Annotated in this window: 16 protein-coding genes; 9 read left to right on the top strand and 7 right to left on the bottom strand. The window is 64.8% G+C overall.

Features of this window, described 5'->3' with window-relative positions; all coding sequences use genetic code 11:
• Positions 1-232 precede the first annotated feature (232 nt).
• Positions 233-787: a hypothetical protein gene (locus J8F10_RS11415; RefSeq protein ID WP_210653948.1), complete on the bottom strand. Its 555-nt coding sequence runs from the start codon at positions 785-787 to the stop codon at positions 233-235.
• A gap of 138 nt (positions 788-925) precedes the next feature.
• Positions 926-1327 (bottom strand): response regulator, encoded by a 402-nt coding sequence (locus tag J8F10_RS11410; protein ID WP_210653947.1) that lies wholly within the window; start codon positions 1325-1327, stop codon positions 926-928.
• Between the two features lie 288 nt (positions 1328-1615).
• Here J8F10_RS11410 and J8F10_RS11405 point away from each other — a divergent pair, with 288 nt between their 5' ends.
• Complete coding sequence (locus J8F10_RS11405) at positions 1616-2188, top strand: response regulator (protein WP_210653946.1); 573 nt, start codon at positions 1616-1618, stop codon at positions 2186-2188.
• Between the two features lie 62 nt (positions 2189-2250).
• Here the strand turns inward: J8F10_RS11405 and J8F10_RS11400 are convergent, their stop codons facing one another.
• From J8F10_RS11400 to J8F10_RS11385, 4 genes are all read right to left on the bottom strand, one after another.
• Positions 2251-3237, bottom strand: a complete 987-nt coding sequence (locus J8F10_RS11400; protein WP_210653945.1) for a DUF1559 family PulG-like putative transporter — start codon at positions 3235-3237, stop codon at positions 2251-2253.
• Positions 3234-3674 (bottom strand): hypothetical protein, encoded by a 441-nt coding sequence (locus tag J8F10_RS11395; RefSeq protein ID WP_210653944.1) that lies wholly within the window; start codon positions 3672-3674, stop codon positions 3234-3236. The genes J8F10_RS11400 and J8F10_RS11395 overlap by 4 nt, the downstream gene beginning before the upstream one ends.
• 36 nt (positions 3675-3710) lie before the next feature.
• Complete coding sequence (locus J8F10_RS11390) at positions 3711-4616, bottom strand: DUF1559 domain-containing protein (RefSeq protein WP_210653943.1); 906 nt, start codon at positions 4614-4616, stop codon at positions 3711-3713.
• Positions 4617-5246: 630 nt separating this feature from the next.
• Positions 5247-6950 carry an alkaline phosphatase family protein gene (locus J8F10_RS11385; protein WP_210653942.1) on the bottom strand — a complete coding sequence of 568 codons (1704 nt, stop codon included), beginning with the start codon at positions 6948-6950 and terminating at the stop codon, positions 5247-5249.
• 194 nt (positions 6951-7144) lie between these two features.
• Here J8F10_RS11385 and J8F10_RS11380 point away from each other — a divergent pair, with 194 nt between their 5' ends.
• The 5 genes from J8F10_RS11380 to J8F10_RS11360 all read left to right on the top strand — a co-directional run bounded on the left by J8F10_RS11380 (position 7145) and on the right by J8F10_RS11360 (position 11995).
• Positions 7145-7837 (top strand): CerR family C-terminal domain-containing protein, encoded by a 693-nt coding sequence (locus J8F10_RS11380; protein ID WP_210653941.1) that lies wholly within the window; start codon positions 7145-7147, stop codon positions 7835-7837.
• Between the two features lie 48 nt (positions 7838-7885).
• Complete coding sequence (locus J8F10_RS11375; protein WP_210653940.1) at positions 7886-9043, top strand: ABC transporter permease; 1158 nt, start codon at positions 7886-7888, stop codon at positions 9041-9043.
• Between the two features lie 254 nt (positions 9044-9297).
• Positions 9298-10011 (top strand): ABC transporter ATP-binding protein, encoded by a 714-nt coding sequence (locus tag J8F10_RS11370; RefSeq protein ID WP_246523175.1) that lies wholly within the window; start codon positions 9298-9300, stop codon positions 10009-10011.
• Between the two features lie 17 nt (positions 10012-10028).
• A complete protein-coding gene (locus J8F10_RS11365) occupies positions 10029-11132 on the top strand; it encodes an HlyD family secretion protein (RefSeq protein WP_210653939.1) in 1104 nt (367 codons plus the stop codon).
• 278 nt (positions 11133-11410) lie between these two features.
• Complete coding sequence (locus J8F10_RS11360) at positions 11411-11995, top strand: nucleotidyltransferase family protein (RefSeq protein ID WP_210653938.1); 585 nt, start codon at positions 11411-11413, stop codon at positions 11993-11995.
• Between the two features lie 6 nt (positions 11996-12001).
• On the opposite strand, the gene J8F10_RS11355 is transcribed toward J8F10_RS11360, so the two are convergent.
• Positions 12002-12493, bottom strand: a complete 492-nt coding sequence (locus tag J8F10_RS11355; RefSeq protein ID WP_210653937.1) for a DUF5658 family protein — start codon at positions 12491-12493, stop codon at positions 12002-12004.
• Positions 12494-12899: 406 nt separating this feature from the next.
• Between J8F10_RS11355 and J8F10_RS11350 the strand changes: the two genes are divergently transcribed.
• The 3 genes from J8F10_RS11350 (at position 12900) to J8F10_RS11340 (ending at position 19929) form a co-directional block, all read left to right on the top strand.
• Positions 12900-15749 carry a M16 family metallopeptidase gene (locus J8F10_RS11350; protein ID WP_210653936.1) on the top strand — a complete coding sequence of 950 codons (2850 nt, stop codon included), beginning with the start codon at positions 12900-12902 and terminating at the stop codon, positions 15747-15749.
• A gap of 557 nt (positions 15750-16306) precedes the next feature.
• Positions 16307-17866: a hypothetical protein gene (locus tag J8F10_RS11345; protein ID WP_210653935.1), complete on the top strand. Its 1560-nt coding sequence runs from the start codon at positions 16307-16309 to the stop codon at positions 17864-17866.
• Positions 17867-18048: 182 nt separating this feature from the next.
• The gene (locus J8F10_RS11340) at positions 18049-19929 is read left to right on the top strand and encodes a multiheme c-type cytochrome (protein WP_210653934.1); all 1881 of its coding nucleotides are present in this window, start codon (positions 18049-18051) and stop codon (positions 19927-19929) included.
• Positions 19930-20266: the final 337 nt, after the last annotated feature.

Raw genomic sequence — 20266 nt, 5'->3', positions numbered from 1 at the left:
TTGTGCGCTGATCGATACAAAGGGTTGCTTGCCGCGCGGTCGCGGCCTTTTCAACCCGCTACGACGGTCCCGAAATGAGGCGCACACGGTTCACCGCCGTGTTCGCGCGGCCCGTTCGTGGCGAAACGACCCGGTAGATGGTGGGCACTTCTTCGGTGCGCTGAGAAACACTTACCCAGAAATGACGCGGGCCGGGGATCAACTCCCCGGGCCGTTCGCGTTCGTGTGACGTTTACTTCGCGGGCGCGGGCGGAACGGCGGGGGCCGCGGGCACGACCGGTAGCGCGGGCACGATCTGGAACTGGAGATTGGGAACCGCGAAGTTCCCGCCCGGCATCGCGTTCGGTCCGGGGCCGGCCAGCTCCGGGGACACGAACACGAGCACGTCGTCCCGGAACAACTTGAGGTGCCGCGAATCGATCTTCTTCCCGTCGGCCGAAACGACCACGGTTCCGCCCTTCGCGAGCTTCTTCATCGCGTCGGCCACGGTCACTTCTTTCCCGTCGGCGGTGTACACCTTCAGTTCCTTCACCTCGGTCAGCGGGACCGACTTGGCCACATCTTGCTGAATTTCGAGTTGAGCCTGTCCCCCGTTCGGGTTCCCGTTGATTCCGATCACGACCACCCCGCCCTGCTGCTTTTCGGCGCGGGCCACGGGTACGGTGATCTTGCCGTCGGCGTCCGGCTTCACGCTGAGCAAGCGCGGGACCGGGCCGAGCGGGGCGGGCGTCTCGCCGGCCGGTACGGGGGCGGCAAGAACCAGGGAGAGGGTTAGGCACGTCAACATTGTGAAACTCCTCCGAGCGGAACGTCGAGCGGGACCTCCGGCAGGATACCGGCGGACCCGCGCCATCACAACTCGCGTTCTATTGTCCCCGAACCGGTGCGCGCTCGGATCAAAATTGAGAAAAGTGGGAACGTGCCCTCACGCGCCCGTGTCGGGAGGGACGGCGCGCGGGGCGATCGCGGCCAAAATTATGCCGAGTCGGTCCAGATCGACCGGCTTACCCAATACGGCAAATGCTCCGCGCGCCAGTAGTTCGGCCTCGGTGTACGGCGCGGTATCGCCGCTCACGAACACGCACGGCAAGTTCGGATCGAGTGCCCGGAGCGCGTCAAAGGTCGCCGGGCCGTCCATAACTGGCATTTGGACGTCCAAGATGGCAGCGACTACTCCCACAGTTGCCCGGTACACCTCGACTCCGTGTGCGCCGTTACGGGCCGGGCGCGGAACGTAGCCGTGGTGGGTGAGCATCGCGCCCAGGGCGGCACGGACCGACGACGAATCGTCCACCAGTAACACTGTTGGGTCCGGAGAGATGGTCATTGGGCTTTCGCTCCATCGGAATCGGGATTACACTGGAGGCCAACCCGTCTGCAATTCGCGCACCGTCGCACTTTTACGCCATGACATGAATTGTGGTTCCCTTCTGCAAATGTGCGACGAATCCTGCCCCATTCAGAACATTCTCATCTCTGGTATTAGTCCGATTAAGTAATGTCCGAGTTCGAGATCTCGGACTCTGCGGGTACAAAAACGTTCCGTTGTGGCCCGCGAATCGCTTACAATCAGATTGCACGGAAGTGTGTCGCCCGCACGGAACTGGGTCCGTCTATGCTGCCCCCAGACGATCAGCCGTCCGAATCGGACCGTATCGCGCTGCGCGATCCGGCCCGGTCCGTGTTTCAGGTGGCGACCGGCGCATTGTGGCCGGCGCACGCTCACGGACCCTTCGTATCTGGCGCGCTCGAAGACGATCCGCACCACCCGCTCCGGGTCATGGTGGTAGACGATAACGTGGACGCGGCCGACGCACTGGCGGCGCTCACCGAGGTTTTGGGGTGCGAGACACGCATCTGCTACGGTGGGGTCGCCGCACTCAAAGCGCTCGCGGAAGAAGTGCCGGACGTCCTGCTCCTCGATCTGAGCATGCCCGAGGTGAACGGCCTGGAGGTCGCAGCTCGTGCCCGTGCGCTGGCGGGGCGCCGCATGTTCCTGCTCGTGGCAACGACCGCTCTGGGGGACTGGGAAGACCGCACCGCGACCGCGCTGGCCGGGTTCCACTTCCACCTGGTGAAGCCGGTCGACATGACCACACTGCGGTCCGCTCTGGACCGGTTCCGGGCGGTTCGCGGCGAGTCCCCCTTACTCTCGCCGGGCTCCACCCCGGACACGCGCCCGGTCTGAAGAACGCACTTTCGGACGCACCTCGAAGAAGGCGGGCGATCTGTTCCCGATCGCACCGGCCTTCAGTAATCGTTCGTGCCGAGCGCTTCGCCGTCGTCGCGAGTGACCAAGAGGGCGAACGTCCGACCGTCGAGATTCTCGCCCACGAACCGTACCGACCCGTCGCAGAACAGCACGTGCGCCCCGCCGGCGTGGAAGCCGTAAACGCTGTGCTGGTTGTTGCAGTTCACCACACAATCGGTGGTGTCTCCCCGACCGGGCGAAGTCCCATCGGCCCGATCGACCGGGTGGAACGGAATGGCCCCGTACCCGGCCCACAGCCCGCGCGCGTTCCCGTTGGCTTCGTCATCGCCGGCCCCGCGCCCGCGCGTGCCGTTCACCCACTTCTGCGGGCGCCCGGCCTGCTCGATCACGAGGACCGTACACGACAACCCGTCGGTGATCCTGTTCACCGGCAGGTGCGCGTCATCAATCATCGCCTGGTGCTGGTTGTTGTCTGCAGCGCCGGTGGGGTACGGCCAGTTGATCCCGTACCCGGTGGCGGGCACCTTGAACCCGTTCGCCGCCACGAAGTCGGACGGCGCACCCTTCGCCGAGAACTTCGTAGTCCGATCGGTGTTGCGCGACCCCGGGGACGCGACGTCGGAGCAGGTGAGCGCGCGGTCCTTCGGCGACGCGGGGCACACGAACGCCTTCACCACCGTTTCCGACGTGGCCTTGTTGACCGGGTCGAACCAGTCGTAGCGGAAGCTGTACGCCTTCGCGAGTTCCGCTTGGCCGATGTGCGGGAGGAGTTCCGCGCCCCACCCGCTCTTCGGGTTCTTCAGTCGGCGCGCGGGGAACCCGTTCTGCACCTTCTCGAACTCCAGGAACCCGGTCCCGAGTTGCCGGAGATTGTCCCGGCACTGGACCCGCGCGGCATCGGCGCGGGCCGCTTGAACCGTCGGGAGCACGAGGCCCGCAACGACCACAACGAGCCCGAACGCGACGACGATTTCACTTCGTGCCGCGCCCGTTCGAGAACGGTAGGTGGAACCGGCGCGATTCATCCCGTGGCTCCGTCGGGGCGCGTCAACTCGAAGACCGGCAGTTCGTTGGGACCGGCCGTGATCGTCACCGTGCGAGCCGGCTTTTCCGGGTTCGCGTACTTGCCCTTAAACCGGTCCGCCGAGCCGTCGTCGTCCGGGTTGTTCTTGAACCAGAACAGCGTGACCGCGTAAGTGCCCGCGGGCGCGCCGTCCTGCGGGTCGTAGCTCGAGAGGCGGAACGTCCCGTCGGCCGCGGTCTTCGCGTTCGGCTTCGCCGGGGCCGGTTGGGTGCCGTCGGCCGCGTGCAGCACGATCATCACGCCCGCGACCGGTTTCCCCCCCACGAGCACCTTTCCGCTCACCGGGTAGACCGGTACGCGGGTTTCTTTCTTCTCGCACGCCGATGGTGCGAGGGCAATCAGTGCGAGGACGACCGCTCGCCCGAAACGGAACCGCATTCGTGAACCCTCTTGAGATCCGAGGTGGGCGCGGGGTCAGTAATCGTTCGACGCAACGACCTCGCCCGCCATCGCGGTCAGGAGCGCGGCGAACGTCGGGGCCGTAACGCTCTCGCGGACGAACCGCACCGAGCCGTCGCCGAAGCAAAAATTCCCGCCACCGGTGTGGAAGCTGTAGAACTCGTCGTTGTTCGCGTTCATGACGCGCGGCCCGGGCGCGGTCACCCCGTCGCTCAGGTACCCCGACAACTGGATGTAGTTGGCCCGCGCGCCCCACCCGTACCCGCTGCCGGGCGCGACCGCGGTGTTCGGCTTGCCGTTGACATACGGTTGCGGTCCGCCGGCCCGCTCCCCGAACATGATCGTGTTCGACAGCCCGTCGGTCACTTCGAGCGGCTTGCGGTTCACGTCCTTGCCGAGCAACCCGTCGCCGGCCACCGGGACGATGCCCGCGGCGACAATGTCCGCTTTCACTTGTCGGCAGGAAGCGTAATCGCCGGCCCAACAGGTGAACGCCTTGCCCTTATCGGTGACCCCGGTTTGGAGCCGATTGGGGACGGGAGACGACGGGCACATCATCACGGACAATTGTGCCGAGATGACCGCCTGGTTCTTGCTCGTCGCGGGCGGGTCGAACCAGGGGCGGGTCTGGTCGTACATGCTGAACAGCGCCTGCTGTTCCACATACGGGAGCAGCGGAATGCTCCACGACCGCTCGGCCGGCGGGTTCTTGTCCAGCGAACCGGAGAAGTAGCCGAACGACGACTCGTGGTTGTGCTGCCCCAACCCGAGTTGCTTCAGGTTGTTGGTGCATTTCATCCGGGCTGCGGCTTCGCGCACTTTTTGGACGGCGGGGAGTAGCAGCCCGATCAGGATCGCGATGATCGCAATCACGACCAACAACTCGATCAGCGTAAACGCGCGGCGGGTCCGCCGGTTCATACGGCACTCCGGGTGCAGAAGGTGACAAAGAAGAACCAGTCGAGAGCTGCATTGCGGGACGAGAGAGGGCGTCCGGAGCTGAGCAAACTCGGTCGTCGTTGATGATAAACGCAGTAGCGAGGCGACCAACGCCTTCAAGCGGGTCGGGCGGTTTTAAATTCGTTCGCGTCTTCGCTTCGTGAAGTATAGCGACTCGGGCGTGCGCATAATTTGCCCGCGCAAGGACACAATGTGGTCAGGCGCCCGGACGTGGAAGTGTAGAGCGATCGGTTCACGGGTGATGAGAGCAGATCGCATGGAAGAGTCGTTCTTCTGTAGCCGGCCCCTGTCAACAGATTGCAAACGTGGGCGCGCCGGTACTTGGGTTGTGCCCTCTCCCCTTGCGGGAGAGGGCGGTGAGGCTTTGCGAACCGGGTGAGGGGTGGCCCCGGCGTGTGGGAGCAACCCCTCACCCCGCCGCGAAGCGCGACGGCCCTCTCCCGCAAGGGGAGAGGGCACAACCAAAACACCGGTTCGCTCCCCAGTGCTATCCACGTTTGCAATCTGTTGTGCGGCCGGGACGCCCCCAATCCGTGGCTCCCCGGCCTCACAGCGCGGCTACAGAACATCACCAATCAACGCGACTTGGCATCACTTCCGCACGGGGGTAAACAGCCCGGTCGGTACGGGCGCGGTCGCCCCGGTCGGGGGCTTCACCCCCGCGGCCGTCGACAGGATCGCGGCCATCGCGAGCGGGGTCACGCGCTCCTTGCGCATGCCCGGGGTCACGCCCGCGCCGTAGACGACCAGCGGGACGTGCGTGTCGTACTCCCACGGGCTCCCGTGCGTCGTGCCCGTATCGAGGACCGCGGTCGGGAGGTGGTACGGCTTCAACAGGACGTACACGTCGCCGCTCCGCTCCGCACGGAACGACCGCGCGACCATCTGCCCCGTTGCGTCCACGGGGCCGGCGCCCGCGACGAGGCTCGTTCGAGTGTACGCGGCCTCCACTCCGTCGCGCTTCACCAGCCACCGGGCCAGTTCCTCCTCAACATCCGCCTGTTTGACCCCGGCCGCTTTCACCGCCTTCGCGTTCAGGTACAGCCACGGACCGGACGCGGCCTCCACCCACTTCGCAGCGCCCTTCCCGTACTTCTCGACCAGGAACGCCTCGACCTTCGCCGCGAGCGCGGGCTGCACGCGGGCCGCGTCCTTGCCCTGCTTGCGGCTCACTTCCGGGAGCGGGCAGATGCCGTGATCGGCCGTCATCGCCAGAACGTACTTCCCGCGCCCCACCTTCGCATCGAGCACGTCCAGGAGCCGCTTCATGATGCGGTCCGAGCGCAGCGTCACGTCGAGCACTTCCTGTGAATCCGGCCCCCAGGCGTGGCCGACTGCGTCGTTCGATGAGAAGCTCAGCGACAGCAAATCGGGGGCGTCGTCCGTCCCGAGGCCCTCGGCCGCGATCGCTTTTTCGGCGAGATCGAGGAGCAACTCGTTCCCGAACGGCGAGGTATAGACCGCGCTCAGGTACGCGGGCTTCGTCTTCGGGTCTTTCGGCTCGAACGGGTGCGGGAACACGCGCCCCTGGCCCGCGGCGCCCTTGCTCTCACCCGCGATGTCGTCCGGGCCGCTCAACTTGGCGTAATCGAGGTCGGTGCGGAACCGGTCCCACGTCTTGCCGCGCCAGCGCTCGGCGGGCTTGGTCTTGTTGAACTCCGCGACCCACGGGTGCAGCACCTCGCGGTAGTACGTGGACGTGACGAACAGGCCGGTTCCGCCGTCCATCCAGTAACAGGCGTCCGGTGCCCGCCCGCCCGGGAGCGCTGCGCCGCGGTTCTTGAGCGACAGCGCAACGACCTTTCCCTTCCCATCGGTGCCCAACTTGATGGCGTCGGCGATAGTCGGCTTAAGCATGCGGTCCGGGGACACACCGCCCTTCGCGCCCTTCTTCTCGTCGTTATCGGCGCCCTCGAGCGTCCGCACCGGAACCTGTTCGTGGCGATCGGACCCGACGCAGTTGACGGACTTCCCAACGGAGCGCTCGTACCAGTCGTTCCCGATGACGCCGTGAACGGCCGGCGCGCACCCGGTGGCGACCGACGCATGCCCCGCGGCGGTAACCGTGTAGGCGTAGGGGTAGTGGCAGTTCAGGAACCACGCGCCGTCCCCGGTGATGCGGTCGAACCCTCCCTCCCCGAACTCGTCCTTCCAGCGCTCGAGGTAATCGCCGCGGAACTGGTCGAAGTAGACCAGCACGACGAGCCGCGGGCGCGCGGGCTCTTCGGCCACGGTGTCTGGCGCGAGGAGCAGAAGCGCGAGCAAGATGGCAGCGAGGAGGGAGAACAAGCGCACGAGAGGAGTCTCCGAATGGTAGGCAGGTCTTCACATTTTATCAACACCCCGCGCCCCGGGCCGCAGATAACGCGCCCCGACCGTGCGCGGGCGAGAGCCGTCCACCTTTTGGAATTTCCCGATTGACATGAAACAAACGTTTGATATCTTCCAATCAATCGATTGAAACGCTTGTTTAACATCCGCGGCCTCCGATGACACCCGATCCCGTGTCCGCGCCCCCCGACGACGAAGCCGACGCCCGCGAGCGCCTGCTCGCGGCCGCGCAGGATGCGTTCGCCGAGCGCGGGTTCGAGGGGGCCACCGTGCGCGACATATGCCGCACGGCCGGGGCCAACATCGCGGCCGTCAATTACTACTTCGGCGACAAGGAAAAGCTGTACGTCGAGTGCGTGAAGCGGGCACACGTCTGTGCGGCGCGGATGGACTCGTTCCCGATCCCGGCGGACGCCCCGCCGGTCGAAAAACTGCGTGTGTTCATCCGCGAGATGGTTACCCGGATGCACACCCCGGCCAGCGCGTCGGCCATGAAGTTGATGATGCGCGAGATGGCCGACCCGGGTAAAGCGGCCCACGTCGTTGTCTCCGAGTTCATTCAGCCCGTTGCGTTCGCGCTGCGAGCGATCCTCCGAGAGCTGCTCCCGCACCTCGACGAACAGAACTTGCTCATGACCGGGTTCAGTGTCATCGGCCAGTGCCTCTTCTACCGGCAGAACCGCCCGGTTTCCGAACTGATCTTCGGTAAGGAAGCGGTGGCCGCACTCGATGCGACGGCGGTCGCGGACCACGTGATCCGGTTCTCGCTCGCGGCGCTGGGGCACGCGGACCCGATCGGTGAATCGAGTGCGGGCGCGGCAACGACCCGCAAGTCGAAGGCCAAGAAGTGACCGAGAGCCGTTCCGACGTTCGATCACACGACCTGTGACGGGTGACACATGAACTGGGTCGCGCTCAAGATGCTGACCGGGGACAAGGCGAAGTACCTCGGCATCGTGTTCGGTGTGAGCTTCGCCGCGCTCCTGATGGCCCAGCAGAGCGCGATCTTCTGCGGGCTGATGCGGAACACCACGAGCCAGATCCGCGACATCCAGGGCGCGGACCTGTGGGTGATGGACCGGAACGTGCAGTTCGTGGACGACACCAAGCCGCTCTCGGAAAACGCTCTGTACCGGGTCCGCGGGGTCGAGGGCGTGCGCTGGGCCGTGCGGCTGTACAAGGGCATGGGCCGCGCCCGGCTCGACGACGGCAACTTCCAACAGGTCATCATCCTCGGCGTGGACGACGCCACGCTGGTCGGCGCCCCGGCGCTCGAACAGGGGAAGCTGCTCCACGGCAAGCTGGAAGACCTGCGCCGACCGGACGCGGTCATCATGGACGAGTTCGGCTGGCGCTACCTCTACGGGAAGGAACCGTTCCGCCCGGGCAAGACGATCGAGATGAACGACAAGCGCGCGGTGATCGTCGGCCTGGCGAAGTGCAACCCGACGTTCCAGACCTTCCCGATCCTGTACTGCACCTACACACAAGCGGTTAAATACGTCCCCCAGGAACGGAAAACGCTGACCTTCATTTTGGCGAAGGCCGAAGACGGCATTACTCCAGAAACACTGTGCTCGCGGATCGAGGAACAGACCGGCGACCTGCGCGCGCTGACCGACGAGCAGTTCTTCTGGACCACCATCGGCTACTACCTGAAGCGGACCGGTATCCCGATCAACTTCGGCATCACCGTGGCGCTGGGGTTCTTCGTCGGGTGCGCGATCGCCGGGCAGACGTTCTACTTGTTCACGGTCGAGAACCTGAAGCAGTTCGGTTCGCTCAAGGCGATGGGCGTGAGCAACCTGCGCCTGGTGCAGATGATTATGCTCCAGGCGATCGTCGTCGGCACGATCGGGTACGGACTCGGCGTCGGTGGCGCCGCACTGTTCGGGTACGTGTTCGAGCGCGTGGTGACGAACGCGCCGCCCGCGTTCCACTTCCCGTGGCAGGTGCTCGCGATTACGGCGGGGGCGGTGGCCGTCATCATCACGATCTCCGCCGCCGTGAGCCTGCGCCGCGTGCTGGTTCTCGAACCCGCGGTCGTGTTCCGGTAACAGGCGGTGTCCGGAGTGTAGTCCGCTCGCTCCGCGAGCGGTTGCTCCCCCGAGTCGGAGCGCCGCACCTGTAGCACAGGAAGTCGAAGCCCCGGAGAGTAGTCCGCTCGCTCCGCGAGCGGTTGGCTCCCGAACTAGAGGACGCACCTAATAACGCTGGCGCCGAAGACCCGCTCGCGGAGCGAGCGGACTACTCTCCGGACAATACACCGGCCGTGCGAACAAACACACCAGTCGGCCCGAGGATGCCGCCCATGACCGCGACCGAAGCCGCAATTGCCCTCCGCGGGGTGACCAAGGAGTTCGGCACCGGTGACACGAAGACCGTGGCGCTGGCCGACATCACCCTGGACCTGCCTTACGGCGAACTGGTACTCCTCGTCGGCCCGTCCGGGTGTGGCAAGACGACGCTCATTTCGGTCGTCGCGGGGTTGCTCGACGCGACGCGCGGAGAAGTGGACGTGCTGGGCCAGAACCTGACCCTCATGCGCAACGGGCGCAAGGTGCGGTTCCGCGGCGACAACATCGGGTTCGTGTTCCAGCAGTACAACCTGCTCCCCGCCCTCACCGCGGCGGAAAATGCGTGCGTTCCGTTGCTTATTGCCGGATGGAGCCGCGCGAAGGCGGTGGCGCGGGCCGGTGAGTTGCTCACCGCGGTCGGGTTGGGCGCACGGTTGAACTCGTACCCGAACCAACTCTCCGGCGGGCAACAGCAGCGGGTCGCGATCGCCCGTGCGCTGGTCCACCACCCGCGGCTCCTGGTGTGCGATGAACCCACTGCGGCGCTCGATGCGTCCAGCGGCCGCACCGTGATGGAACTGATCCGGGAAGTCGCCGTTCAGCCCGATCGCGCGGTGGTGGTGGTGACCCACGACAGCCGCGTGTACGACTTCGGCGACCGCATCGTTTCGATGGCCGACGGACGCATTGAAAAAGTAGAAACCCGACCGCACGCGGTCCCCGCGTAACCGAACGGAGGTGTGTGGTGGTCATTCGATACCTGTTGCCCGCGCTCTCGGTGGTGGCGTTCTCGTTCGCGGTCCTTCAGATGACGAAGGCGCAGCAGAAGCCGCCGCCGGTGAGCCCCCCGGTGGAACCGGGCACGTCGCCGTTCGGCAAGCAAGTGGCCGGGGCGGGGATCGTCGAGCCGGAGACGGAGAACATCGCCGTCGGCACGCACGTTCCCGGAGTGGTGAAAGCGGTTCACGTGCGCGTGGAGGACCGGATTCGCGCCGGCGAGCCGCTGTTCGACCTGGACGACCGACAGATGAGTGCCGAACTTACGGTGCGCGAATCTGCACGCGACAGTGCCGCTGCTCAACTCGCAAAACAGGAAGCAATGCCGCGGCGCGAGGAACTTCCGCCGCTGGAAGCAAAAGTGCTCGAAGCGCGGGCGAACCTGACCGACAAGCTCAAGCAGTTCGAGCGTGCGAAGCGCGAAACGGACAGCGGGGTTGGGGCCACTGAAACGTTCGAGGTGCGGCAAATGGCCGTCGAGGTGGCTCGGGCACAACTCCGCCAGTCCGAGGCCGCGCTCGATTTGACGCGCGCCGGGGCGTGGAAGTTCGATATCGCGGTGTCGCGCGCCGCGCTGACGCAGGCCCGGGCACAGTGCGACCAAACGCGCACCGAACTGGACCGCCTTCACGTGACCGCGCCGCGCGTGCGCCGACCGGGAACCGATCGCACCCGCAACCCAATTCCGGAGAGCGACTTGGTCGAGTTTCGGGTGCTCCAGGTGAGCGTCCGACCGGGCGAGTACGTCAGTGCCGCGTCGGGGCAGGCAATTATCGTGCTGGGCACGGTGGGCCGGCTGAACGTGCGCGTCGATGTGGACGAGAACGACATCGCCCGGTTCAAACCGGGGGCACGCGGGTCCGCGTCGCCGCGCGGCGAGCCGGGCACGCGGTTCCCGCTGTCGTTCGTCCGGGTGGAACCGTATGTGGTTCCCAAGAAGTCGCTCACCGGAGGGAACACCGAGCGCGTGGACACGCGGGTGCTCCAGGTGATCTACGCCCTCGACGTATCGAACCCGCCGCTGTTCGTTGGGCAACAACTCGACGTGTCGCTCGACACCACAGCACCGTGACGCGCAGCCCGCGCCGGAATCGGTGATTCGACACTTCCGGCGCCAACCTGATGGGTGTAATCGCTTGCGCTGCCTGGCCGATGCGTGTTAGGCCGCACCATACGGTCTCGTTTTGATTGATTTTGTAGCCGGCTTCTGCGCGGTAGGAGAGCCCACAGGCAGTGGATACCCTGGCCTCGCACGGCAAATTGCAAACGTGGATAGGGCTGGGGAGCGAACCGGTGCTTGGCGCAACTGAAGGGCGCGAATCTGGTAGACTGCACGTTGGAGGAGGTGCGATGATGAACTCAACTATCTCCGGTTGGGAAAGGGTGGCCCTCGCCGTGGAGCAAGTACGCGACCGGTTGCGGCGTGCCGTGGCCGCACTCAATGGGGCAAATGTGTCCTATGCCGTGATCGGTGGAAACGCGGTGGCCGAATGGGTCGGTCGCGTCGATCAGGCGGCGGTGCGTAATACGCGGGACGTGGACATTCTTCTCCGGCGCGCGGATTTTGACGCGGCGAAAATCGCAATGGAAGCCGCCGGGTTCGTGTACCGACACTCATCCAGCATCGACATGTTTCTTGACGGCCCCGATGCGAAGGCACGCGACGCGGTTCACGTCATTTTTGCCAACGAGAAGGTGAAACAGGCGGACGAACTTCAGGCACCGGACGTGACCGAGAGCGAACCAGGTGATTCGTTCCGTGTGATCGCACTCGAAGCGCTCGTTCGTATGAAGCTGACCGCGAACCGCGACAAGGACCGGACGCATCTGCGCGACTTCATCGAAGTCGGCTTGATCGACACCACTTGGCCGGACCGGTTCCCATCGGAGCTCGCGGCCCGATTGCGACACCTTTTCGATACGCCCGGTGGGTAAATCCACTTACCGTGTGTGTGGCCGAGTTTGTGCGGTCGCGATCGGCGTCGCGGGTTTCGTTGCGGCCAGCACGTCGTCCGCGAACCAGCAGCGGTCCGGGATCGGTGAATTGTCGGCCGCGCTCGGCGCACGCAATTCGTTTTGGGGCCACTCGGTCTGCTTGAGTTCGCGCGCCTCGCGGTTCAGGTCGCAGAGCATCTGGTGACTGTACGTGGTGACCGAGAGCAGGGCCGCGCACCCGAACGTCACGACCCCGGCTGCAACGACCGGGCGCCGGCGCAGGATCAAAACCACCGACAGTATGAGCGCCAGCACTCCGAACGCTTTGTAAACCGCTAACCCGTTCCACCCGTATTGTTCCAGGCACGCTGCCGCCAGCGGGTTGGACTCAATTGCGCTGGGATGAGTACGTAATAGAGTAAAAGTGAACACCCAGTCTGCGGCGCTGAGGAGCACAAACACGCCTAACCCGAGCAACACGAAGATCTTCCAGAACATGGCGACTCCGTCCCGGTCTGCAGCGCAAATGCGCCTGCCGTGGTGTTATGCAATTGGTGTGCCTGAGGTTTGCCGATGTCACGCCGTCGGGGGGAAACGGCTAGCGAGTAGTGATTGGGCGGCAAGAGCAAGCTGAACGAATTTAGCGGTAATTTCATCTTAAAGCAAGCGCATTAGGTCGAATTCTTCACTTCCGCCAATGTTGCCCGGTGGAAGTCAAGGACACACAGTGCTTCCGCCCTGTGCTATGCAAGACGGCCCCTCCGGGGCGGAAGAGTGTAATTGGTCTTCGCTCCCGTAGGGGTCGTCTTTCGTGGTTCTTTGACTATGCGCTCTTTTCGTGTGTTCTCCTGCCGGAACCGCTACACTGGCGGGGAACCCGTTACCCGGTCATGAAGGACTAATCATGTCGCGGTTCGCGCTCGGTTTGTTTCCACTCGTTGCACTCGCGTTAGTTGTTCCACTTACGCCCACACGTGGTGAAAGTTTAAACGCGGCAACCGCTCCGGGCGGGACCGCCGATCCCAAACCCGAATCGAACAATGACGCCGAACTGGTGAAGACCGCGCAGGGGATGTTCAAAGACCTCAAGACGGTCACGCTCGATAACGGGCTCCGCGTTTACCTCCTCCCGGTGAAGGGGGCGCCGGTCGTGACCACGATGGTCGCGTACCGGGTCGGGGCCGCGGACGAGGAGAAGGACCAGACGGGCCTCTCGCACTACCTCGAGCACCTCATGTTCAAGGGCACCGCGAAGCTCGTACCGGGTGACATCGACCGCGCCACCCAGCGCAACGGCGGGCGCAACAACGCCTACACGTCCGAAGACATGACCGTGTACCACTTCGACTTCGCCGCCGACCGCTGGGAGGCCGCCCTGGACATCGAAGCGGACCGGATGCGGAACATCCGCATTGATGAGAAGCACGAGTTCGAGCAGGAGAAGGGGGCCGTGATCTCCGAACTGGCGGGGAACGAGGACAGCCCGTGGGATCTGGAATACAAGGCGATGCTGCCGCTGCTGTGGCCGAAGGCGTCGCCGTACTCGCACCCGGTCATCGGGCTCACCGAGCACGTGCGCGGGGCGACCGCCGAAATCATCAAGCGGCACTACGACAAGTGGTACCACCCGAACAACGCCTCGATCATCGTGGTCGGCGGGTTCGATGCCGACGCCGCGCTCGCGAAGATTAAGACACTGTTCGGGCCGATTCCGAAGGGCGAACTCCCGCCGCGCAAGAAGCCCGCGTTCTACCCGGAGCGCAAGGAGCCGGCGCGGAAAGAGTTCGAGTCCAAGTTCGACGTCCCGCGCATGATGGTCGGGTTCAACACGGTCGCGGTCGGTACCCCCGAAGACCCGGTGCTGGACGTGATCCAGGACATTCTCGCGAGCGGTAAAACATCCCGGCTGTACCGCAAACTGGTGGAAGACGAACGGATCGCATCAGAAGTGAGTGCGGGTAACTACGCGGGGCGCTACCCCGGCTGGTTCGCGCTCAACGTGGAGCTGCTTCAAGGGAAGGATCGCAAGAAAGCCGAAGAGCTGACGTTCGCCGAACTCGAGAAGCTCGCCGCCGAGCCGATCACCGACGCCGAACTCGCTCGCGCCCGGCGCAAAATTTTGGCATCGTACCTCTTCTCACGCGAGAGCGTTCACAGCCTTTGCGACGCCATCGCTCGGACCAGCACGTACCCCGGTGGCGAGGACGTGGGCAAATTCTTCCAGGACTACCTCGACCGCGTGCTGAAGGTGTCGAAGGACGACATTCAGCGCGTCGCCAAACAGTACCTCGTGCGTAAACAGTCCGCGATCGTGTGGAGCATTCCGAAGGAAGCTGGGAAGCTCGGAACGCGGAACACGGAACGCGGAACAGAAGAAGTGAAAGCCAAGCCGAACTTCCGCTCCGCGCTCCGCGCTCCGCACTCCGCGCTCCGCGCTCCGCACTCCGCGCTTAAAGCTGATGCCCCCGGCGGGGGCGCCTTCTCGCTGACGGCCGCGAAGCGGGTGGTGCTGCCGAACGGCCTCACCGTGATCCTGCTCGAAGACCACCGGCTGCCGATCGTGGTCGCGTCGCTCGAAGTGGCCGACGTGCGGTTGCGCGAGCCGCTCGACAAGCTGGGCGTCGCGACGCTGACGGGCAACTTGCTCGAAGAGGGCAGCGCGAAGCACAAGGGTAAGGAGATTTCGGCCCTGATCGAAAACACGGGCGGGAGCCTCTCGCTCTCGTCGAGTGGCGGATCGTTCCGCGTGCTCACGCCCGATACGGACCTCGGTCTCGGCCTCCTGTTCGAGTGCATCCAGACGCCGAGCTTCCCGGAAGACGCGCTCGAACGGATGCGCGAACAGCAGTTGTCCGCGATCGCGGACGCGGAAACGCAACCGCGGACGAAGGCCGGCCGGCTCTTTTACTCCACCGTGTACGGCAAGCACCCCGGTGGGCGCCCCGCGCTGGGCAAGAAGGAGATCGTCGAGAAACTCACCGCGGCCGACTGCAAAGCGTTCCACAAACTGACGTTCGCGCCGAACTTCGCCACGATCGCCGTCGTGGGTGATTTCAAAGCCGACGAGATGACCAAGAAGATTGAAGCGCTCACGAAAGAGTGGAAGAAGTCGGATCTGGGGGCACCCGAGGTGGCCGCACCGCCCAAACCGACCGGCGGCGAGCAGATCGTCGGCGACCCGAACGCGGCGCAGGTCCACGTGTACATCGGGCAAGTCGGCGTTACACGCGACAACCCCGATTACTACAAGCTGCTCGTGATGGACAACGTGCTCGGCACCGGACCCGGGTTCACGGACCGGTTGTCGTCCAACTTGCGCGACCGGTTGGGCCTCGCCTACACCGTGAACGCGACCATCGCCTCGTCCGCGGGCAAGCAGCCCGGAACGTTTGTCGGGTTCGTGGGGACGTTCCCGGACAAGTTCCTCGATGTGAAGTTCGGCTTCTTCAAGGAAGTGAACAAGCTCCGCGACGAAGAGCCGAGCAAGCAGGAAGTGGACGACGCGAAGAAGTACCTGCTGGGGAGCCTGCCGTTCCGGTTCACGACGCTCTCCGGCGTGGCCGGGGAACTGCTCGCGGCCGAGCGGTACGGACTCGGGTTCGACTTCCTGGAAAAGTATCGCAAAGAGGTCGAGGCCGTGACGCCCGCCGACGTGCAGGCGATGGCGAAGAAGCACCTCGACCCGAAGACGTTCCTGCTCGTCGCGGTCGGCGCGATCAGTAAGGACGGCAAGCCGCTGGAAAAGAAGAAGTGACCGGTGCTTTGGCGAGCGGCCGGTGGCCTGTTTGTCACGAGCTGCGACCGCAAGGGAGCGGGAGTCACAGCCCCGCTCCCTTGCGGTCGCGGCTCGTCAGACTGCCCTCTGCGAGCACGGCCGCGCTCGGATGAGGAGCACGAGCACAACTTGCGGTCGCGGCTCGTCAGACAGCCCTCTTCGAGTGTCTTTCCCTGGATTATTTTACTGTTATTGCGTATACTTATGTGGTGCCGCCGATAAGTGCCTCGTGGTTGGGGTGACATTTCGAGGGCAGAACTCGGTCGGCGCGCTGGTAATGTTAGCCAATGTCAGCGGATATTAGCGGTGGAACGCGAGCGTGCGTGCGCCGCTCACTGGAAATATCAGTAGTTGGTGCGATTTGGCGAGATTCGCCGGGCTCCGAGCCCAAAATGTTAGCAAATGTTAGCCGCGCGGCTTGAAGGGTGTTTGTGGAGTGGTCCTTTGTGGCGCCCCGCACTTCAACAGAACAAACCTTTCCCCGTCGCGGGACGTAGAATCCACCGACGCCTCGATGTGTCACCGGAGCTGTGGGTATGAGCCAAGACGTAAACAGCAGCGCGACGAACGGATCGGCGGGTGGGCTGAAGTCCACGCTGAAGGTGGTGGTCCCGATTGTGGCGCTGATGGGCGTGATTTTCGGCGTCACCTTTTTCGCGCAGTACACGCAGAAGCCGGTGGAGAAAGAAGAGGAGGTCGGCGGCGCGAAGAGCGCCTCGAGCGGTCCGCCGCTCGTGTTTTTCAACAACTCCCGGATGTGGGACCCGCCGAACTTGTCGGTGCCGGGGTACCAAAAGTACCCGCTGCTCGCGCCGTCGCGCGATCCGTCCAAAGAAGACAAGTTCTTGTTCAGCGTGCAGGACCGCGTCTTCGCGGGGTTCTTCGAGCCGGACAAGGAGAAAACGCGGTCGGCCGCGTTCTGGTTCGAGAACCGCAACCCGAACACGGTCACGATGCAGCTCAAGGGCGTGAGTTGCTCAGCGTGCAGCGGGGGGCGCCTGGCCTCGATCCCGCCGGAGGTGACGCGGGCGTACTTGCAGCGGACCGCGCTGGCGGCACTGCCGATCGGCACGTTCAATGCGTTCGGGGTCGGGCTCGCGGACCCGGCCGCGGACTTCAGCAAGCTCGACTGGACGAAGCACAAGTTCAGTGAGACCCCCGACGCCACGTACAAGGTGGCCGCCGCCCCCGCGACCCCCGACAAGTGGGCGCCGCAGTGGGGCATCATGGAGCTCACGTTCTCCGTCGCGGAGAAGCCGAACGTTCCCCTGCGTGCCACTTTCGCGACCCAGGTGGACGGGGCGCCGCAGCAGGTGGGCAGCCACGAGTTCTCCATCTATTTCGCGGCCGCCGAGCCGTGCGCGGTGTCGCGCCCGCTGATCGAAATGGGTGAAGTGAATCAACTCACCGGCGACCGCGAGTACACGTTCCTCTTGTTCTCCGCGACCCGCGGGCCGGAATCGGAGTTCGGCGACCTGGACACCCCCAAGTGCGAGGTCCAGGCGCCGCCCGGTACCGCACCGGGCCAGTTCGTCGAGGTCACCAAGATCGAGCGCCTCCCGAATTCGGACCTGTTGAGTGTGGAAGAAGAGGTCGCGAGGGGGGGGCGGTTCTCGAAGGTGCAGGCCGCGTACCGGGTCACGGTCGCCGTGCGCCCGAAGATCGGCGACGCCCGGCTCGATATCGGGCTGATGGAGCGCACGATCTACATAACGGCGGGCGGAGCCAAGCCCCAGTCGGTGAAGATCACGGCGACGGTCCGCGGGTCGGTGTGGTTGGCGACCGGCAAGACCGACGTCACGATCCCCACGTTCAAGGGCCGCGCCGGGACCGTACACACCGAGACCCTGGTCACGGAGACGACCGGGATGGAACTGGCACTGGTCGAAGACGAGTGCAAACCGCGGTTCATCAAGTACGAGTTGGTGAAGAAGGAGGACCGCGGCGGGCAGGGGTACTACGAACTCAAGACCACGGTGCCCCCCGGGCGCCAGTACGGCGCCATCGACAACAACGCTATTGTGGTGGTCGAAGTGAAGGGGCCGAAGCCCCAGCGCATTCGTATTCCGGTGAAGGGCTCCGGCGAACAGGGGTGATCGTGCCGGTCGTGCCGGGTGTAGTGTCGGCGCGATTGGTTCGTTCTTGCCCAGCCCGCGCAACCCGGTCCGGTCGGCGCGCTGCTCGTGATGCAGTGCGCCCCGCCACTCGACCCGCCGCCCGGCGGTTGCCGAAGTTTCGGAGGGAATGACTCCACCGCCGCTCAGGAGGACGATCCGCGATGACCGATCCGACCCCGTTCCCCGCCCGCGCGTCCTCGGTACGTTGGTCCACATTTTTCTGCGTCTCCACCGCACTCGTCGCCGGCTGCGTGGTCGCAGCACCTACGGCGCACGTCGAACGCGCCGCGCCCGTAGAATCGATCGCGCCCGAAGTGGCTGCGGACCCGTTGTCGTCCGTAGCGTTCGTTTCGAGCGCCTTGGACGACCCGCCCGCACCCGCCAAGGGGAAGGAGCCGGTTTCGGGCAATCCCCCGCTGTTCGTGGGCTGGCCGAAGGGCCAGAAGCCGGAAGCGGTCCTCGTTTTCACCGGGCAGACGTTCGGTTTGCTCCAGCCGTGCGGGTGCAGCCGGCCGCAAACCGGCGGGCTCGAGCGCCGGGCCGTCTTCATCCAGTCACTGAAAGACAAGGGCTGGCCGGTTGCCGGCATCGATCTCGGCGACCTGTACCCGGAGAAGCCCGCCGTCCGCGAACAGGGGCGGCTCAAGTACATCGCCACGATGAACGCGCTGCGCGAGATGGGGTACATCGCGGTGGGCGTCGGCCAGACCGACATCACAGCGCAACTGGACATGTTGCTCGGCGCGTACATCGCCCAGAAGGAGCAGCGCCCGTTCACGCTCGCCGGCAACGCGGTCGGCCTGGACGGGGCCGGCAAGATCGTGCCGCGGCTCCAGCGGTTCCCGGTGCTGCCCGGTGACACGCGCCCGCTGATCGGTTCGACCGAGGTCGCGGACGTGGGCACGCTGCCCATCGGTATCGCCGGGATCGTCGGGAAGTCACTGGCCGTCGATGCCCGGACCAAGAAGCTCGACACGTCCATCGATTTCAGCGAGATCCCGGACGCTCTAAAGGTCGTGCGGGACGAACTCAAGAACCACAAGAAGCAGCCGAAGCTCAACGTGCTCATTTACCAGGGCAGCAGCGCGGACGCGGTCGGCGTCGCGAAGGACTTCCCGCAGTTCAACATCATCCTGTGTCAGGCGAGCGACCCGCTCCCCCCGCTCCTCCCGCAGCAACCGCAGGGGACCAAGACGCTGATTATTGAGGTGGGCCACAAGGGGCAGCACGTCGGCGTGTTGGGGGTGTTCAAGAAGCCCGATGGTGGGCTGGACCTCAAGTACCAACTCGTTCAGATGAGCGAAGAGTTCATTACCCCGGGCACCGAGGAGCAGGCTTACAAGTCCAACAAGACGCTCAAGATCCTTGAGGACTACGCGAAGTCGGTGAAATCCGAGATCGCTTTGGGGAAAGATTACCCCCGCGTCCCGCACGCGGCGCAGATCCACGCACAGGGACTCAACCCCAAGGTGAACCTGACCTATGTCGGGTCCGATGCGTGCAAGGCGTGCCACGCGAAGGAGCACGAGCAGTGGGCGAAGACGAAACACGGGCACGCAATGGACGCGCTCGAGAAGCTCGCGAAGCGCCCGAGCCTGCGCCAGTACGACGGCGAGTGCGTCCGGTGCCACACGGTCGGGTTCGATCACCAGTCCGGTTACGAAAACGAGAAGAAGACGGCGCACCTCAAACACGTCGGCTGCGAGAGCTGCCACGGCCCCGGCAGCGGGCACGCCGCGGACCCGAAGAACAAGCAGTTGACGGCGCTCCTCGCGCTCTGGAAGCAGGGCGTTCCCGGGGACGCCAAAATGCCGGACATGGCGTTCATGGAGAAAATGGCCAAACTCGGCCCCGAAGAGCGTGGAATGCAGGCCATTCCGCCCGCCAACCAACTGCTCCTCAACCGCGTCGGCGGCGCGTGCATGAAGTGCCACGACCAGGACAACGACCCGCACTTCGACATCTACAAGTATTGGGTGCAGGTCAACCACAGCGGGCTCGCCCCGGCGGGCGGCTGGCCCGTCGTGCCGCCGAAGAAGTGAGTTGAGAAAAATGCTGCGGATAGCACGGACCTAAATCGAAAACGGTATTCGGTTTAGATCCGTGCCATCCGCGTAATCCGCGGCTCTTATCGACCGTTTATTGCCCGGTCCGGTCTGTCGTTTGCGTACCCATGTGTAGCCCGATCGCTCACAGAGCAAGGCTGCACGCGGGGTCCGCATCATGGAAATTACATCTGTTGCACAAGTTGGGCTGCCCGCGGCCGGGGTGATCGTCTACCTCTTCCGTCACTGGTGGTGGCCACCGGGACCGGAAGGAACGCCGCCACTATTGGCGCTGTGAAGCGCGGTGCGCAGAAGTGCGCACGAAAAAAGGCCC

Source organism: Gemmata palustris, assembly GCF_017939745.1.
Classification (GTDB): domain Bacteria; phylum Planctomycetota; class Planctomycetia; order Gemmatales; family Gemmataceae; genus Gemmata; species Gemmata palustris.
The sequence above is the reverse complement of the archived record's forward strand: the minus strand, read 5'-3'. Positions and strand labels throughout refer to the sequence as shown.

Bases quoted from the DNA above. Each gene is read 5' to 3' on its own strand.
- J8F10_RS11415 (WP_210653948.1), bottom strand. From the start codon at position 787: ATGTTGACGTGCCTAACCCTCTCCCTGGTTCTTGCCGCCCCCGTACCG.
- J8F10_RS11410 (WP_210653947.1), bottom strand. From the start codon at position 1,327: ATGACCATCTCTCCGGACCCAACAGTGTTACTGGTGGACGATTCGTCG.
- J8F10_RS11405 (WP_210653946.1), top strand. From the start codon at position 1,616: ATGCTGCCCCCAGACGATCAGCCGTCCGAATCGGACCGTATCGCGCTG.
- J8F10_RS11400 (WP_210653945.1), bottom strand. From the start codon at position 3,237: ATGAATCGCGCCGGTTCCACCTACCGTTCTCGAACGGGCGCGGCACGA.
- J8F10_RS11395 (WP_210653944.1), bottom strand. From the start codon at position 3,674: ATGCGGTTCCGTTTCGGGCGAGCGGTCGTCCTCGCACTGATTGCCCTC.
- J8F10_RS11390 (WP_210653943.1), bottom strand. From the start codon at position 4,616: ATGAACCGGCGGACCCGCCGCGCGTTTACGCTGATCGAGTTGTTGGTC.
- J8F10_RS11380 (WP_210653941.1), top strand. From the start codon at position 7,145: ATGACACCCGATCCCGTGTCCGCGCCCCCCGACGACGAAGCCGACGCC.
- J8F10_RS11375 (WP_210653940.1), top strand. From the start codon at position 7,886: ATGAACTGGGTCGCGCTCAAGATGCTGACCGGGGACAAGGCGAAGTAC.
- J8F10_RS11370 (WP_246523175.1), top strand. From the start codon at position 9,298: ATGACCGCGACCGAAGCCGCAATTGCCCTCCGCGGGGTGACCAAGGAG.
- J8F10_RS11360 (WP_210653938.1), top strand. From the start codon at position 11,411: ATGATGAACTCAACTATCTCCGGTTGGGAAAGGGTGGCCCTCGCCGTG.
- J8F10_RS11355 (WP_210653937.1), bottom strand. From the start codon at position 12,493: ATGTTCTGGAAGATCTTCGTGTTGCTCGGGTTAGGCGTGTTTGTGCTC.
- J8F10_RS11350 (WP_210653936.1), top strand. From the start codon at position 12,900: ATGTCGCGGTTCGCGCTCGGTTTGTTTCCACTCGTTGCACTCGCGTTA.
- J8F10_RS11345 (WP_210653935.1), top strand. From the start codon at position 16,307: ATGAGCCAAGACGTAAACAGCAGCGCGACGAACGGATCGGCGGGTGGG.
- J8F10_RS11340 (WP_210653934.1), top strand. From the start codon at position 18,049: ATGACCGATCCGACCCCGTTCCCCGCCCGCGCGTCCTCGGTACGTTGG.